Below are 14,294 nucleotides of genomic sequence, written 5' to 3'. Positions count from 1 at the left end.
TTGGTAGTAGCGCATGACTGTTAATCATGATGTCGTAGGTTCGAGTCCTACTGGCGGAGTATGTAGACGTTCCGAGGGACGTCTTTTTTTATCTTTCAGGGGTCATCTTGATCCTTTTTAATTTTGCTTTTTATTAATATTTAATATCTTTTATAAGTTTGTTAGATTTGAGTGTTTTATTTTAAGTAATTTTTATTCCTTTTAATAGGTCTTAAAAGACTTTCTAGGCATTCTATTTCTTTTATCAGCGATAGCTGATAAATAATGTTCAGAAATATTAGTAAAATCCGTTTGTTTCGGTTTTCCATTTTTTCTTAATAAGCCATTAGAATGTTCATTGAGCCCCCGTTGACCAGGACAGTCTGGACCCGCAAAGAAAATATCAATGTCATGCGCATTGGAAATAGATTTCCAATTAGAAAATTCTTTCCCACAATCAAAAGTTATAGACCTAAAAAGGTGGCTAGGGACTTGAGACAACCATTGATTAATAGAAGTCTCAATATCACTTGCTCTCCGTCCATTGGTTTTCAGTGCGATGATGATTTTGAGCAGCGTTCTACTAAGGTAATAACTGCACTTTTGTGCTTTTCTCCCACAATTGTATCCCCTTCTAGATGACCGAATTCCGTCTTAAAATCGGGATAACTGTCTGCTCTCTCACGTAAATCTCTACGAACGCTTGTTTTCCTTATTTTTCGCTATGATCATTTGCTTTTCTGGAGGTCCTCTTTCTTAAAAATACCGCGGTCTGCTAGTCGATAGAGAGTTCTCATAGAATAAGAAATCCTATCTAGATGAGCTCTGTTAATGATATCAAGGCTCCAGCTTCTACTTCTAAATGAGTTTGAATAAAGTTTTTTTCTGCTTGCGAAAGACTTGTTTTATTCTTGCCACAGCGATTCTTATTGACTTTATATCGCTTATAGTAATCATAAGCAGAGTGCCCCTCTTTCAGATAGTTGATGACATTGTAGATTGTCTGTTTTGATCTTCCTAGTGAGTTCGCAATATCTAAAACTTTTATGTTTTCTTGAAAGTAAGCCTTTATCATTACGAGTTCGTTTGTGGTAAGATGTATATAGGTTATTTATGTTAGTTCCTATCAGACAAATGTGGTAGTTTATCTGAGCCTAACAAAAATGGCTTTTTCTGTCTAGTTTAATTTTACAAATTGGAATTATAAAGTATACTAGCATAATTCCTACAGTATTTTTTTCATTACAGAAATTTTAGATCTTTTTTTGAAATGTAGGATTGTCCACCTGATTTGTTAATTTTTTTATCTGTTATTTATTTGAATATTCATTATAGTACATGATAGAAGTATCTTCCCTGGTTCTTCTATTTTTTTGTTATACTCATTTTATCAATAGAAATGGAGTCAAATAAAATGATTGAACAGATTTATGAACAATATCTTGATTTTTATGATGTTATTGAAAAGGAATATAGTTATTTAGTAGATAATGATTTAGAATGGGAAGTTTTTCATCTTCGATTTTTACTATATTATTTAGTTCGGTACAAGCTTGATATTATGCATCCTTTATTTTCTTACCACTATAGAGCTTGCTACCGTTTGTACATTGAACAGTTATTGATTTCAAATGACTGGGTTGGGGGATAATTTATAATTTTCATATTTCCGAACGATTTTATAGTTTTTTCTTTTCATAATATAAATTTACAATATTTTTTTAATATTAATTTTCTAATTTTCTTTAATTCCCTAATGTTTCTGGTCTTTGGTCTTGAAAAAATTGAGAATCTTTATTATAATAAATTGTAAGATATAATTGCAGGTGAGATTCCTGCCATGTATGTGAGAAAGGAAGAGCCTAAGGGCTCAGACAAGATTATGACTTCAGTTGTTGTTGTAGGTACCCAGTGGGGTGATGAAGGTAAAGGGAAGATTACAGACTTCCTTTCAGCTAATGCAGAAGTGATTGCACGTTACCAAGGTGGCGATAATGCTGGTCACACAATTGTGATCGATGGAAAGAAATTTAAGTTGCACTTGATTCCTTCAGGAATTTTCTTCCCTGAAAAAATTTCTGTCATTGGGAATGGGATGGTTGTAAATCCTAAGTCACTTGTGAAAGAGTTGAGCTATCTTCATGATGAAGGTGTTACAACAGATAATCTACGTATTTCTGATCGTGCGCATGTTATTTTGCCGTACCACATCGAGTTAGACCGTTTGCAAGAAGAAGCTAAGGGTGAAAATAAAATTGGTACTACTATCAAGGGTATCGGACCAGCTTATATGGATAAGGCTGCTCGTGTTGGAATCCGTATCGCAGATCTTTTGGATAAAGAGATTTTCCGTGAACGTTTAGAACGCAATCTTGCTGAGAAAAATCGTCAATTTGTAAAATTGTATGATAGCGAACCTATTTCATTTGATGATATTTTTGAAGAATATTATGAGTATGGCCAACAAATCAAGCAATATGTAACAGATACTTCTGTTATCTTGAATGATGCACTTGATAATGGCAAACGTGTTCTTTTTGAAGGTGCACAAGGGGTCATGTTAGATATTGACCAAGGAACTTATCCGTTTGTTACTTCTTCAAACCCTGTTGCTGGTGGTGTGACAATTGGTTCTGGTGTTGGTCCAAGCAAGATTGACAAGGTTGTAGGTGTATGTAAAGCTTATACAAGTCGTGTTGGTGATGGTCCATTCCCAACTGAATTGTTTGATGAAGTGGGAGAACGCATTCGTGAAGTAGGTCATGAGTATGGTACTACAACAGGTCGTCCACGTCGTGTAGGTTGGTTTGACTCAGTTGTGATGCGTCATAGTCGCCGTGTTTCTGGCATTACAAATTTATCTTTGAACTCTATCGATGTTTTGAGTGGTTTGGATACAGTTAAAATCTGTGTTGCTTATGATCTTGACGGTCAACGCATTGACTACTATCCAGCTAGTCTTGAACAATTGAAACGTTGTAAACCTATTTATGAAGAATTACCAGGTTGGTCAGAAGATATCACTGGAGTACGTACTTTGGAAGATCTTCCTGAAAATGCACGTAACTATGTTCGTCGTGTTAGCGAATTGGTTGGCGTTCGTATCTCTACTTTCTCAGTAGGTCCTGGTCGTGAACAAACAAATATTTTAGAAAGTGTTTGGTCATAAGAGATTTTTTAAGATTTGTTTAAGATAGTTCAGCTATACTATAGACAGTTACAAGAAGACCTCCTAACTTGTTGTAACAAATATCCTAAACTTTTCTTTTTCATAATAATCTCCCTATAAAGTCACCGCATTCGGTGACTTTTTTTGTCAGTTTTTAAGTCCTATCTGGGTGTCTTCTTGAAAGTAGCATATGAAGAAAAAACAGTGGGTATTAAATCTCTAGATTAAGTCTTGATTTGGTAGCCCCAGATCTACGAGTTTTCAACATTTTGGTAAATTAGTTAAGGTTGTGAATGGAGAAAAGAAGTTTTGGTAAAAGAAGCTTTTTGAATTCTCAAATACCAACAAAACGTTCAATTTGCCATCACATCAAAGGCGCATAACTAAGAAAAAATGAGGTTGGGATTTCTGATCCCAGCCTCTTCAGTGAACTATTTTCTTGAGAATTTGTAAGTTAGACAAACTTGAATTTTTTCTGAATCAGCTTACTTGATTATCTGATTTATCACTTTGAAATTGCTTCATTTCGTGCATAAAAGCATCTGCTTTTAGTTTGTCTGTGATGATACTGACACTGACTAGCTTATTTAGTTTTTTTTCATGTCCTTCTAAAAAAATAGGATTTCTAATTTTTATGCTTAACTTTACGCAATTAAAAGGACGCTTTTTAATGGTTATTTGTTCGATATCTTGAAGTCCAAATTGATAATGTAATAGGCTGTGGCCTCTACTGCTATAGGTATAATACTGAACAATATTGTTTTTATAAATTTCTAATTTTACTCCATTTATGAAGAGATAATACCCCATAAACCATATAAGGAGGGGAGCATAAATCAGCGCTACCGCCATAACAATCTTGTCTGCAAAATCAGTATTGTAAGTCATCAGACGCTTCAGAATCCAGAGAATCATAACAGATATAGATATCATGGATGGTCCCCCTACTCTATTAAATGTATCTTTATATGGAAACATCAAGGTAAGTTTTGGTTCATCCTGTAAAAATTCTAATTTCATTATTTACCCTTTCATCTTGTTTATTATTTAAATCTCAGGATAATCATCTCTTGGAGACTTATAGTTAAAAATCTTCTGACAAATCTGGACATTCTGTATCAGTTGTCTCCATTACTCTCAGTTCATGATTTCTAGTGTTTCTCTAAATTTTGCTACTATTATACTCTTTTTATAACATTATTTCTACAAACCAGAGATTGAATACTATCTAAAGTTGGTTTCTGCAAATATTATAGAGCTCTTTTTTTGTCTAGGAAAACATGCTATAATGATAGAATTGATAGGCGAGAAAAGAGAGATGTTATGGATTATACAGTTGAAGAAAAAGAAGCATTTATGAGAGAGGCCTTAAAGGAGGCGGAGATTGCTTTAGAGCATGATGAAATTCCAATTGGTTGTGTAATTGTAAAGGATGGAGAAATCATTGGTCGGGGGCACAATGCACGTGAGGAGTTGCAACGTGCAGTCATGCATGCGGAAATTATGGCCATCGAGAATGCGAATCTGAGGGAAGAGAGCTGGCGTTTGTTGGATTGCACACTTTTTGTGACTATAGAGCCCTGCGTTATGTGTAGTGGGGCGATTGGGCTTGCTCGTATCCCTAAGGTAGTTTATGGGGCTAAAAATCAGAAATTTGGTGCAGCTGGAAGTCTGTATGATATTTTGACAGATGAGCGCCTCAATCATCGTGTAGAGGTTGAAACAGGTATTTTAGAGAGTGAATGTGCAGGCATTATGCAGGAATTTTTCAGAAATCGACGGAAAAAATAATTTCTCTTTTAAAATCTTTGGAAATGTGGTATAATAACTAATGGAGCAACAGTTCTGCGTGAAGCGGGTCAGGGGAGGAATCCAGCAGCCCTAAGCGATGTGAATTGTGTGCTCTTTTTTTGTGCTTTAAAGAAAATAGTTTAAGTATGGCGAAATAGGAATGAGTTTGTTAATAAAAGGGAAAATAAGGGACATTTGAAATATCTTTAAATTTTTTTGTATGATTTTATTGTTTGCTTTTTGATAGGACACTTTTCTTTTTTCATATAGAGGATTTTTCGTGCTTTTTTCGAATAAATAAGATAAAATAGCCTAGAATAAACGATAATAGAAAAGAGAAGATTATGAAAATTCGTGGTTTTGAACTAGTTTCTAGTTTTACAGATGAAAATTTGCTACCAAAGCGTGAGACAGCGCATGCGGCTGGTTATGATTTAAAGGTTGCGGAGCGTACAGTCATTGCACCAGGAGAAATCGTCCTCGTCCCAACTGGGGTCAAGGCCTATATGCAGCCGATGGAGGTACTCTATCTTTATGATCGTTCTTCTAATCCTCGTAAGAAGGGCTTGGTTTTAATTAACTCAGTTGGGGTTATTGATGGGGATTATTATGGAAATCCTGGGAATGAAGGACATATTTTTGCGCAGATGAAGAATATCACAGACCAAGAGGTTGTTCTTGAAGTTGGGGAACGTGTGGTTCAGGCTGTCTTTGCACCTTTCTTGATTGCAGATGGAGACGAGGCAGACGGAGTTCGTACTGGTGGATTTGGATCAACTGGGCACTAAGATGAAGATTATCTTTGTACGTCATGGAGAGCCAGATTATAGTATGCTTGATAAACTTGAAAATCCGCAACTATATAGTGGTTTTGGTCGTGATTTAGCACCATTGACAGGAAAAGGTCGCAGTCTGGCAAAAGAAGTTGCTAAAACTGCATGTTTTGGAAAGGCAGAGATTATTATTTCATCGTCTGTGACGAGGGCTTTAGAAACAGCCCATTATATAGCAGTTGAAACAGGATTGGACTTATTTGTAGAGCCGTTTTTTCATGAGTGGCGTCCAGACTTAGATGGCACTAACTCTGATTTAACTAGTGTATTGGTAGCTCATGAATATTATCTAAAACATCAAGGAGTTTTATCTGAAGATTCTCCTTATCGCTATGAAACTGATCTAGAGATGCGTCATCGTTTTTTAAAAGCTTTGGAAAAATATAAAAATTATAAAACTATTATCATTGTAACTCACGGAATGCTCATGCGCCAATTTGTACCAGACGAGAAGATTGATTTTTGCCAAGTGATTGAGTGTGAGATAGAGATATAGAAAGAAGAATAATGAATGAGCTATAAGGATTTTCAAGCTTTTACTGCCGAGAATTGTCTAGGGTATAAGAAGATTTATGAGATCAGTATTGGAGGATTTCTTTACCTAGCATTTCTCCCTTATGACTATCATAAAATTCTTTGCATTTCTTCAGACTACATGTCAATCATTGACAGCGAAAATGGGCAAGTAACACCGATAGATGGAGATTATGATGAGGTAGAGTTAGTAGCCATGTGTGAGGGATATGATTCACCTATCCCTATCGCTGGTCAATACGGTGAAAATCTCCCTCTGGATAATGGCAAAGACATCAGAGTGACAATGGATAAAGACCAATCTGAAGAGTATCCCATTTTAACTATTTATTGGGGGAAAGATGAGGAAGCTAAAAGTCAAATTTATAAAGGTTATTTACCCTATATTTTTGGATTTAGTCCTGATGGTCGGTATTATGTCCATGCGGATGATGGTGGCCTTACTGTTCTGAAACAAGATAGTTGCTGACGTGAAAAGAATAAGAGGATTAGAATTATAGCTAAGAAAAAAGCGACATTTGTGTGTCAAAATTGTGAATATAATTCACCAAAGTATTTAGGACGCTGTCCAAACTGTGGGTCTTGATCTTCTTTTGTTGAGGAGGTTGAGGTTGCAGAGGTCAAGAATGCGCGTGTGTCCTTGACGGGGGAGAAAAGACAGAAAGAAGAAATTTGCGACCGGCTTGTTGCTTGTATCTTCTCGTATCTTTGAGAAGCGTCGGGCTTCTTGTTTTACTAATCCAGATTTAAAAGATTTTTTAGAGGAAAACGGTGCTAAAAGCATAGAGTTTATAGGGGTAGATGGCAATGGCTGTGTTAAGGCTTCCGTTTTGGCAGCTACCAAGGAGAATTATCAGATTTCTGTCGATTTGTCTGCTGTCGGAGTTGCCAACCAGAAGAAATTCTCTAAAACACTGAAGCAGTGGCAAGATTTCGGAATCAAGATTGGATAGTTTTATGGGGATCTTAATATGAAAATTATTTTTATCCGTCACGGGGAGCCAAATTACCGTGAGTTAGAGGAGCGTTCCTATACTGGATTCGGGATAGATTTGGCACCCTTATCTGAGAAAGGAAAACAACAAGCTCAGGAGCTTTGCAAAAATCCTTTGTTTGGCTCAGCTGATATCCTGGTGTCTTCTGCAGTGACGCGAGCTTTAGAAACGGCTTTTTATGTATCCTGTGCTACTGGCCTTCCTTTGAGGGTAGAGCCATTATTGCATGAATGGCAGGTTTATGAAACAGGTATAGAGAACTTTGAAACAGCTAGATGTCTGTTTTTAGAAAACAAGGGGGAGTTGCTCCCAAATTCTCCTGTTCAATATGAGACAGCTGTAGAGATGAAGTCTCGTTTTCTAGAATGCATGGCTAAGTATCGGGAACATCAAACTGTGGTAGTTGTAGCCCATCGCATGCTCATGAGCCAATTTGTACCAGATGAGAAGGTTGATTTTTGCCAAGTGATTGAGTGTGAGATAGAGATATAGAAAGAGGTTTATCATCGCAAAGAAAAAAGCGACATTTGTATGTCAAAATTGTGGGTATAATTCCCCTAAATATCTGGGACGTTGTCCTAACTGTGGGTCTTGGTCTTCTTTTGTTGAGGAAGTTGAGGTTGCAGAGGTCAAGAATGCGCGTGTGTCCTTGACAGGGGAGAAAACCAAGCCTATGAAACTGGCTGAAGTGACCTCCATCAATGTCAATCGAACAAAGACTGAAATGGAGGAGTTCAACCGAGTTCTTGGTGGAGGTGTGGTGCCAGGGAGTCTCGTTCTTATCGGCGGGGATCCAGGAATTGGGAAATCAACTCTGCTCTTACAAGTCTCAACCCAGCTGTCTCAAGTAGGGACAGTTCTCTATGTCAGTGGTGAGGAGTCTGCTCAACAGATCAAACTCCGTGCAGAGCGCTTGGGGGATATTGATAGTGAGTTTTATCTCTATGCTGAGACCAATATGCAGAGCGTGAGAGCTGAGGTGGAGCGAATCCAACCAGACTTTCTTATCATCGACTCTATCCAGACCATCATGTCTCCTGAGATTTCTGGAGTTCAAGGTTCTGTGTCTCAGGTGCGTGAGGTGACGGCCGAGCTCATGCAGCTGGCCAAGACCAATAACATCGCTATCTTTATTGTCGGGCATGTGACCAAGGAAGGAACCTTGGCTGGGCCTCGGATGTTGGAGCATATGGTGGATACAGTGCTTTACTTTGAAGGGGAACGCCACCATACCTTCCGTATTTTGAGAGCGGTCAAAAACCGTTTTGGATCGACCAATGAAATTGGGATTTTTGAGATGCAATCAGGTGGCTTGGTTGAGGTGCTCAATCCTAGTCAAGTTTTCCTAGAAGAACGTTTAGATGGAGCAACTGGTTCGTCCATCGTGGTGACTATGGAAGGAACCCGTCCTATTCTTGCGGAGGTTCAGGCCTTGGTAACACCGACTATGTTTGGTAATGCCAAGAGGACTACAACAGGCCTTGATTTCAATCGTGCTAGCTTGATTATGGCTGTTTTGGAGAAACGGGCAGGTTTGCTTCTCCAAAATCAGGATGCTTATCTCAAATCTGCTGGTGGTGTCAAATTGGATGAGCCTGCTATTGATTTGGCAGTTGCGGTTGCTATAGCTTCGAGCTATAAGGACAAGCCAACCAATCCTCAGGAATGTTTTGTAGGAGAATTAGGTTTGACTGGAGAAATTCGGCGTGTAAATCGTATCGAGCAACGCATCAATGAAGCTGCTAAACTTGGATTTACAAAAATCTATGTACCGAAAAATTCCTTGACTGGAATCAAACCACCTAAGGAAATTCAGGTGATTGGAGTGACGACTATCGGAGAAGTCTTGAAAAAAGTATTTTCCTAATAGTCTTACTCAGTTTTAGATTGCAAAACACTTTATAGCCAATATTTATTAAAAACAAGGAGGAATTTCTGATGAAATTTTCTATGGATAGTCAAATGCAATTTCCTTTGGTAGAGTTATCGCTCAACCAAGGAGAAACAGTCTTTATCCAGCGCGGTAGCATGGTTTACCACACACCTAATGTCAGCCTCAATACCCAACTTAATGCGAGTGGTTCTGGTTTGGGGCGTTTTGTCAAAGCCGTGGGACGTTCTATGGTTTCTGGTGAAAGTACCTTCATTACTCAAGCTATTGCAGAGTCTGACAACGGATATCTTGCTTTAGCACCAGATACTCCTGGTCAAGTGATTGCTCTTGAACTAGGTGAAAAGCAGTATCGATTGAATGATGGGGCTTTTCTGGCTCTTGATGGGACGGCTTTCTATACAATGGAGCACCAATCTATTGGGAAAGCACTTTTCGGAGGTCAAGGTGGTCTTTTCGTAATGACTACTCAAGGTCAGGGAACTCTTTTGGCCAATGCTTTTGGCTCTATTAAGAAAATTGAGCTACAAAACCAAGAAATAACCATCGACAATGCCCATGTGGTAGCTTGGAGTCAATCTTTGGACTATCATATCCACTTAGAAAATGGCTTCTGGCAGTCTATTGGTACAGGCGAAGGAGTGGTGAATACCTTCCGAGGTACCGGTGAGGTCTATGTACAAAGTCTCAATCTTCAAAGCTTTGCAGGCTCTCTTAACAAGTATATTCAAAAAGGTTCATAATAATAAAAAACTAGGACAGAAACCCCAAGCTAGAAGCTGGATGTTTCTGTCCTGGTTTTTTAATAAGGAGGTTGACAGCTGACAAGACAAAGAAAAGATGGTAAGATAGAAGATAAATAATTTGGTGTTCAAATTATCTTAAAAGTAAGAAAGTGTGTTGTCATGTCGTATTTTGAACAGTTTATGCAAGCCAACCAGGCTTATGTTGCCCTGCATGGGCAGTTAAATCTGCCAATCAAGCCGAAAACAAGAGTAGCCATTGTGACTTGTATGGACTCACGTCTGCACGTTGCACAAGCTTTGGGGTTAGCACTTGGAGATGCTCACATTTTACGGAATGCGGGCGGTCGAGTGACAGACGATATGATTCGCTCACTCGTGATTTCTCAGCAACAAATGGGAACAAGAGAGATTGTGGTTCTTCATCATACAGACTGTGGTGCTCAGACATTTCAAAACGAAGAGTTTCAAGAACATTTAAAAACTGAATTAGGGGTTGATGTCTCGGGTCAAGATTTTCTCCCTTTTCAAGACGTTGAGGAGAGTGTTCGTGAGGATATGCAGTTACTTCGAGAATGCCCATTGATTCCAGATGATGTGGTTATTTCAGGGGCTGTTTATGATGTAGATACAGGCAGTATGAGAGAGGTATACTAACTTTTCCTTTGTGAGTTCCTATCTTCCCATGAGATAGAATGTCTAAGTTGTCACATTTTTGCTTGAATATAAGGAATATAAATGAGCACAAGGCAAGGGGATAAATGTCCACTCTTGTCTTATTTTTTATTGAAAAATAGAGAAAAAAGCGCTACAATGGTAGTTGGAAAAATGTTGTGAAAAAACACAAGTGATACATAAATACTGGAGGAAATCATGTCTTTTTCTGATTTAAAGCTGTTTGCCCTTTCTTCAAATAGAGAATTGGCAGAGCGTGTGGCGCAAGAGATTGGGATAGAGTTGGGAAAATCAACCGTACGTCAATTTTCAGATGGAGAAATTCAAGTTAATATCGAAGAATCGATCCGTGGAAAACACGTCTTTATCCTACAATCAACTAGCTCACCTGTAAATGACAATCTGCTAGAAATTTTGATTATGGTAGATGCTTTGAAACGCGCCAGTGCAGAATCTGTCAACGTTGTTATGCCTTACTATGGCTATGCACGTCAGGATAGAAAAGCGAGAGCGCGTGAGCCAATCACTTCAAAACTTGTGGCAAATATGCTAGAAGTGGCTGGAGTGGATCGTTTGTTGACGATCGACTTGCATGCTGCACAGATTCAGGGATTCTTTGATATTCCTGTCGATCACTTGATGGGTGCTCCTTTAATTGCAGACTACTTTGAGCGTCGTGGCATGGTTGGTTCTGACTATGTGGTTGTCAGTCCGGACCATGGTGGGGTGACTCGTGCTCGTAAATTAGCAGAGTTTTTGAAAACTCCGATTGCCATTATTGATAAACGTCGTAGCGTGGACAAGATGAATACCAGTGAAGTGATGAACATCATTGGTAAGGTAGAAGGCAAGACTTGTATCTTGATTGACGATATGATCGATACAGCTGGAACTATTTGCCATGCGGCGGATGCTCTTGCAGAAGCTGGTGCTGTCGAAGTTTATGCAAGCTGTACGCACCCAGTTCTTTCAGGACCTGCTATGGATAATATCCAAAAATCAGCTATTAAAAAATTGGTTGTTTTGGATACCATCTACCTACCAGAAGAGCGTTTAATTGATAAGATTGAGCAAATCTCTATCGCTCATCTCTTGGCAGATGCTATCATCCGTATCCATGAAAAACGTCCTCTATCTCCATTATTTAGTATTGAGAAAAAAATCTAACGAATTCGTTGGATCAGACAAAACTCCTAACAAAGTGAAAGTCCTTGTTGGGAGTTTTCTTAATTAGATCAGAAAAATGTGAAAATTTCACTAATTGTTCGTTTTTTAGTCCATTTTTTTCCTTAATCTTTCGAGAATATTGCTTGTTTTTTAAGAATATAATAAATTTTACTCGTTTTTTACCAGAAATTTTAAAAATACTTTAAGAAAAAGCTTGACAACTCTAATATATGTGATATAATTTGAGGTAATAAGGATTATCCTTATAATTAAAATTAAACTTAAAGAGGAGATAAAACAATGAAAAAAGTTTTATTGGCATCAGTAGCAGCTCTTGCAGTATTCTCAGCAGCAGCTCCAGTTTTTGCACAAGGAGAAAACCCAGCTTCTTCTAACCAATTGATCCAAAAGAAATATGTTTCTGAACGTGATATTGCAGATCAAGCTAATGCATACGTAGCAGCTCACCCAGAAGATATCGCAGCAGCTGTTGAAAAAGAACCTTCAGTGATTGCAGCTCGTGCAGCACTTGCTAAAGCTGAAGCAATCGTTGGTCATACTCATGAAAAAGCTGTAGCAGCTGCTAAAGCTGAACTTGAAGAAGTTTTGGCTGACGCAACAAATTCACAACGTAACCGTGCAATCCAATACTTGCAAGAAACATACCGTAACGCAGCTAAAGCTCAAGGTAACTACTGGAACGACCCAACTGGTGTTGAAGACAACAAACCAAATGATGTTCGTATCGCTGATGATATCGAAAACAACACTGGTAAACGTCCAGGAGCAAGCAACGATGCAACTAACCCATCAGCTACTCCAGAACCAGGTAAACCAGGTGCTGTAGACCAAGCTAAAAAAGCTGACGAAGCAGCTAAAAAAGCTGGCGCAAATGCTAAAGCAGGTCAAAAAGCTCTTCCAAAAACACACGCTGCTAAATAATTTTATTTAAAAAGTAGCCAATCACTGAAACTTGGTTTCAGTGATTTTTTTGGTAAAAAATGAGGGAGGAAAAGATGAGTAGACGTTCTACGACAAAGAAATCACCAATTACTAAAATAATTGCTTCTATCGTTGCAGTAGCTATCGTTGCTTTGGGAGGCTTCTTTATCTATAAAAGCTTCCTGGCTCCGACAGAGAATAAACAAAATGATGCAAAGGTTACTCAGGAAGCTCCAAAGCAAACCTATACTGCTAGCCAAGAAGAAAAAGAATATCTCGCTAATAAGTTTAAAGGCTTGCTCGCAACAAACTCTGAAACAGTTGGTTATGTATATATTCCTGGCACACAGTTGGATGAACCAGTTGTTCAAACAACGGATAATGCGACTTATTTAGATAAGCGCTTTGATGGCGTTAACGAGCCTTTAATGGGGGCAGTCTTTATGGACGCTGATAACAAGAAGGACTTTAGTGATCGATTGACTTGGTTATTTGGTCACGCTCGTGGTAGTAAAGTTCCTGATCATCGTATGTTTAAAGATGTGAATTATTTCAGTCGTCAAGAATATTTTGATGAACATCCTTATGTAGTCATTGAAACTCCAGAGAGAAAGTATTATTATGAAGCTGTTGCTATGATTATTGTTCCAGAAGAAACAGCTTTTTACCGTACTTCTTTTGATGATGATGCGGATTTTGAGAAACAGCTAACTACTATTTATGATACTGCAGAGGTTAAGAAACCAAATGTTAAGGTATCAGCTAAGGATAAATATCTTGTTCTTTCTACTTGTCGTGAAGAAGATGATACGATTCGTGCCAATCTCTACCTTCGACAAATTCCTGACTCAGAGATGAGTGACTTTGTCAAACAACATGGAGAAAGCCTTCAGTATAAACCAACAAGAGAATAATCTTTAAATAAAATTTTTATGAATCCTCCTCAAATTAAATGAAATTGTTTAATTTTGGGAGGATTTTTTGATTTTATAGTAAATTTCTGCAAACCCTTTCAAAATATGCTATACTGATGAAAAAGGAGGATTTTTATGACTCAAGAATTTATCAATCCAAGTGATGGCGTAATCCGTCAGTATCTAGAAACCAGTAAGACTCTAGCAGTAGTGGGCTTGTCTGACCGTGAGGAAACAACTAGCAATCGAGTGACAAAGGAAATGCAGGCTCGTGGCTATAAAATCATACCAGTAAACCCTAAGGCTGCAGGTGGGGAAATCTTGGGAGAAAAGGCTTATGCCAGTCTAGCTGATATTCCTTTCCCTGTAGATATCGTTAATGTCTATCGTCGTAGTGAGTTTCTACCAGATGTGGCACGAGATTTTCTCAAGGCTGATGCTAAGATTTTCTGGGCGCAACTAGGACTTGAAAGTCTAGAAGCAGAAGAAATCTTGCGTGCTGGAGGTTGCGATGATATCGTGATGAACCGTTGTATTAAGAGAGAACATACACGCTTAATTCTTGAACAATAAAAAGGTAGCTTGCGGGCTACCTTTTGTGTTATACTCAATGAAAATCAAAGAGCAAACTAGGAAACTAGCCGCAGGTTGCTCAAAGCAC

Annotated in this window: 15 protein-coding genes, 1 other RNA gene and 3 pseudogenes; 17 read left to right on the top strand and 2 right to left on the bottom strand. The window is 38.3% G+C overall.

Going from position 1 to position 14,294, the window contains the following annotated elements:
* Positions 1–201: 201 nt before the first annotated feature.
* A pseudogene (locus ADM33_RS11945) lies at positions 202–1,090 on the bottom strand (IS30 family transposase).
* 303 nt (positions 1,091–1,393) lie between these two features.
* Here ADM33_RS11945 and comW point away from each other — a divergent pair.
* Both comW and ADM33_RS06310 read left to right on the top strand, forming a co-directional pair.
* Positions 1,394–1,630 carry a sigma(X)-activator ComW gene (comW, locus tag ADM33_RS06315; protein WP_049503840.1) on the top strand — a complete coding sequence of 79 codons (237 nt, stop codon included), beginning with the start codon at positions 1,394–1,396 and terminating at the stop codon, positions 1,628–1,630.
* 231 nt (positions 1,631–1,861) lie between these two features.
* A complete protein-coding gene (locus ADM33_RS06310) occupies positions 1,862–3,148 on the top strand; it encodes an adenylosuccinate synthase (RefSeq protein WP_025171244.1) in 1,287 nt (428 codons plus the stop codon).
* 480 nt (positions 3,149–3,628) lie between these two features.
* On the opposite strand, the gene ADM33_RS06305 is transcribed toward ADM33_RS06310, so the two are convergent.
* A complete protein-coding gene (locus ADM33_RS06305) occupies positions 3,629–4,168 on the bottom strand; it encodes a hypothetical protein (protein WP_049503838.1) in 540 nt (179 codons plus the stop codon).
* A gap of 303 nt (positions 4,169–4,471) precedes the next feature.
* On the opposite strand from ADM33_RS06305, the gene tadA reads away from it, so the two are divergent.
* The 15 genes and pseudogenes from tadA (at position 4,472) to ADM33_RS06240 (ending at position 14,206) form a co-directional block, all read left to right on the top strand.
* Entirely contained in the window at positions 4,472–4,939 is a 468-nt protein-coding gene (gene tadA, locus ADM33_RS06300) for a tRNA adenosine(34) deaminase TadA (RefSeq protein ID WP_049503837.1), read from the top strand.
* A 32-nt stretch (positions 4,940–4,971) separates the two neighbouring features.
* Positions 4,972–5,069: signal recognition particle sRNA small type (gene ffs / locus ADM33_RS10660), an RNA gene on the top strand.
* Between the two features lie 214 nt (positions 5,070–5,283).
* Positions 5,284–5,727, top strand: a complete 444-nt coding sequence (locus tag ADM33_RS06295; protein WP_049503835.1) for a dUTP diphosphatase — start codon at positions 5,284–5,286, stop codon at positions 5,725–5,727.
* A 1-nt stretch (position 5,728) separates the two neighbouring features.
* A complete protein-coding gene (locus ADM33_RS06290; RefSeq protein ID WP_049503844.1) occupies positions 5,729–6,268 on the top strand; it encodes a histidine phosphatase family protein in 540 nt (179 codons plus the stop codon).
* 15 nt (positions 6,269–6,283) lie between these two features.
* Entirely contained in the window at positions 6,284–6,775 is a 492-nt protein-coding gene (locus ADM33_RS06285; protein WP_049503834.1) for a hypothetical protein, read from the top strand.
* A 51-nt stretch (positions 6,776–6,826) separates the two neighbouring features.
* Positions 6,827–6,961, top strand: a pseudogene (locus ADM33_RS11250) (DNA repair protein RadA); the annotation flags it as partial.
* Positions 6,957–7,259 (top strand): annotated as a pseudogene (locus ADM33_RS06280) (isochorismatase family protein); the annotation flags it as partial. The pseudogenes ADM33_RS11250 and ADM33_RS06280, both read left to right, overlap by 5 nt.
* 18 nt (positions 7,260–7,277) lie before the next feature.
* Positions 7,278–7,793 (top strand): histidine phosphatase family protein, encoded by a 516-nt coding sequence (locus ADM33_RS06275; RefSeq protein WP_049503832.1) that lies wholly within the window; start codon positions 7,278–7,280, stop codon positions 7,791–7,793.
* 10 nt (positions 7,794–7,803) lie between these two features.
* Positions 7,804–9,168, top strand: coding sequence for a DNA repair protein RadA (gene radA, locus ADM33_RS06270; protein WP_152906812.1), 1,365 nt, complete (start codon positions 7,804–7,806; stop codon positions 9,166–9,168).
* Positions 9,169–9,239: 71 nt separating this feature from the next.
* A complete protein-coding gene (locus ADM33_RS06265; RefSeq protein ID WP_049503830.1) occupies positions 9,240–9,935 on the top strand; it encodes a TIGR00266 family protein in 696 nt (231 codons plus the stop codon).
* Positions 9,936–10,097: 162 nt separating this feature from the next.
* Positions 10,098–10,592, top strand: a complete 495-nt coding sequence (locus ADM33_RS06260) for a beta-class carbonic anhydrase (protein WP_006147430.1) — start codon at positions 10,098–10,100, stop codon at positions 10,590–10,592.
* A gap of 216 nt (positions 10,593–10,808) precedes the next feature.
* Entirely contained in the window at positions 10,809–11,777 is a 969-nt protein-coding gene (locus ADM33_RS06255; RefSeq protein ID WP_000010179.1) for a ribose-phosphate diphosphokinase, read from the top strand.
* 300 nt (positions 11,778–12,077) lie between these two features.
* Positions 12,078–12,719 carry an amylase-binding adhesin AbpA gene (gene abpA / locus ADM33_RS06250; RefSeq protein ID WP_049503827.1) on the top strand — a complete coding sequence of 214 codons (642 nt, stop codon included), beginning with the start codon at positions 12,078–12,080 and terminating at the stop codon, positions 12,717–12,719.
* Between the two features lie 74 nt (positions 12,720–12,793).
* Positions 12,794–13,633 carry a class B sortase, LPKTxAVK-specific gene (gene srtB, locus ADM33_RS06245; protein WP_000091241.1) on the top strand — a complete coding sequence of 280 codons (840 nt, stop codon included), beginning with the start codon at positions 12,794–12,796 and terminating at the stop codon, positions 13,631–13,633.
* A 135-nt stretch (positions 13,634–13,768) separates the two neighbouring features.
* On the top strand, positions 13,769–14,206 hold the full coding sequence (locus ADM33_RS06240) for a CoA-binding protein (protein WP_049503826.1): 438 nt from the start codon (positions 13,769–13,771) through the stop codon (positions 14,204–14,206).
* Positions 14,207–14,294: the final 88 nt, after the last annotated feature.

The organism is Streptococcus oralis (genome assembly GCF_001075875.1).
Taxonomy (GTDB): domain Bacteria; phylum Bacillota; class Bacilli; order Lactobacillales; family Streptococcaceae; genus Streptococcus; species Streptococcus oralis_I.
This window is presented reverse-complemented; position numbering and strand designations above follow the sequence as displayed.

Coding starts and splice junctions, on each gene's coding strand:
- ADM33_RS06260 (WP_006147430.1), top strand. CDS start 10,098: ATGTCGTATTTTGAACAGTTTATGCAAGCCAACCAGGCTTATGTTGCC.
- ADM33_RS06285 (WP_049503834.1), top strand. CDS start 6,284: ATGAGCTATAAGGATTTTCAAGCTTTTACTGCCGAGAATTGTCTAGGG.
- tadA (WP_049503837.1), top strand. CDS start 4,472: ATGGATTATACAGTTGAAGAAAAAGAAGCATTTATGAGAGAGGCCTTA.
- srtB (WP_000091241.1), top strand. CDS start 12,794: ATGAGTAGACGTTCTACGACAAAGAAATCACCAATTACTAAAATAATT.
- ADM33_RS06275 (WP_049503832.1), top strand. CDS start 7,278: ATGAAAATTATTTTTATCCGTCACGGGGAGCCAAATTACCGTGAGTTA.
- abpA (WP_049503827.1), top strand. CDS start 12,078: ATGAAAAAAGTTTTATTGGCATCAGTAGCAGCTCTTGCAGTATTCTCA.
- ADM33_RS06255 (WP_000010179.1), top strand. CDS start 10,809: ATGTCTTTTTCTGATTTAAAGCTGTTTGCCCTTTCTTCAAATAGAGAA.
- comW (WP_049503840.1), top strand. CDS start 1,394: ATGATTGAACAGATTTATGAACAATATCTTGATTTTTATGATGTTATT.
- ADM33_RS06265 (WP_049503830.1), top strand. CDS start 9,240: ATGAAATTTTCTATGGATAGTCAAATGCAATTTCCTTTGGTAGAGTTA.
- ADM33_RS06240 (WP_049503826.1), top strand. CDS start 13,769: ATGACTCAAGAATTTATCAATCCAAGTGATGGCGTAATCCGTCAGTAT.
- ADM33_RS06290 (WP_049503844.1), top strand. CDS start 5,729: ATGAAGATTATCTTTGTACGTCATGGAGAGCCAGATTATAGTATGCTT.
- ADM33_RS06295 (WP_049503835.1), top strand. CDS start 5,284: ATGAAAATTCGTGGTTTTGAACTAGTTTCTAGTTTTACAGATGAAAAT.
- ADM33_RS06310 (WP_025171244.1), top strand. CDS start 1,862: ATGACTTCAGTTGTTGTTGTAGGTACCCAGTGGGGTGATGAAGGTAAA.
- ADM33_RS06305 (WP_049503838.1), bottom strand. CDS start 4,168: ATGAAATTAGAATTTTTACAGGATGAACCAAAACTTACCTTGATGTTT.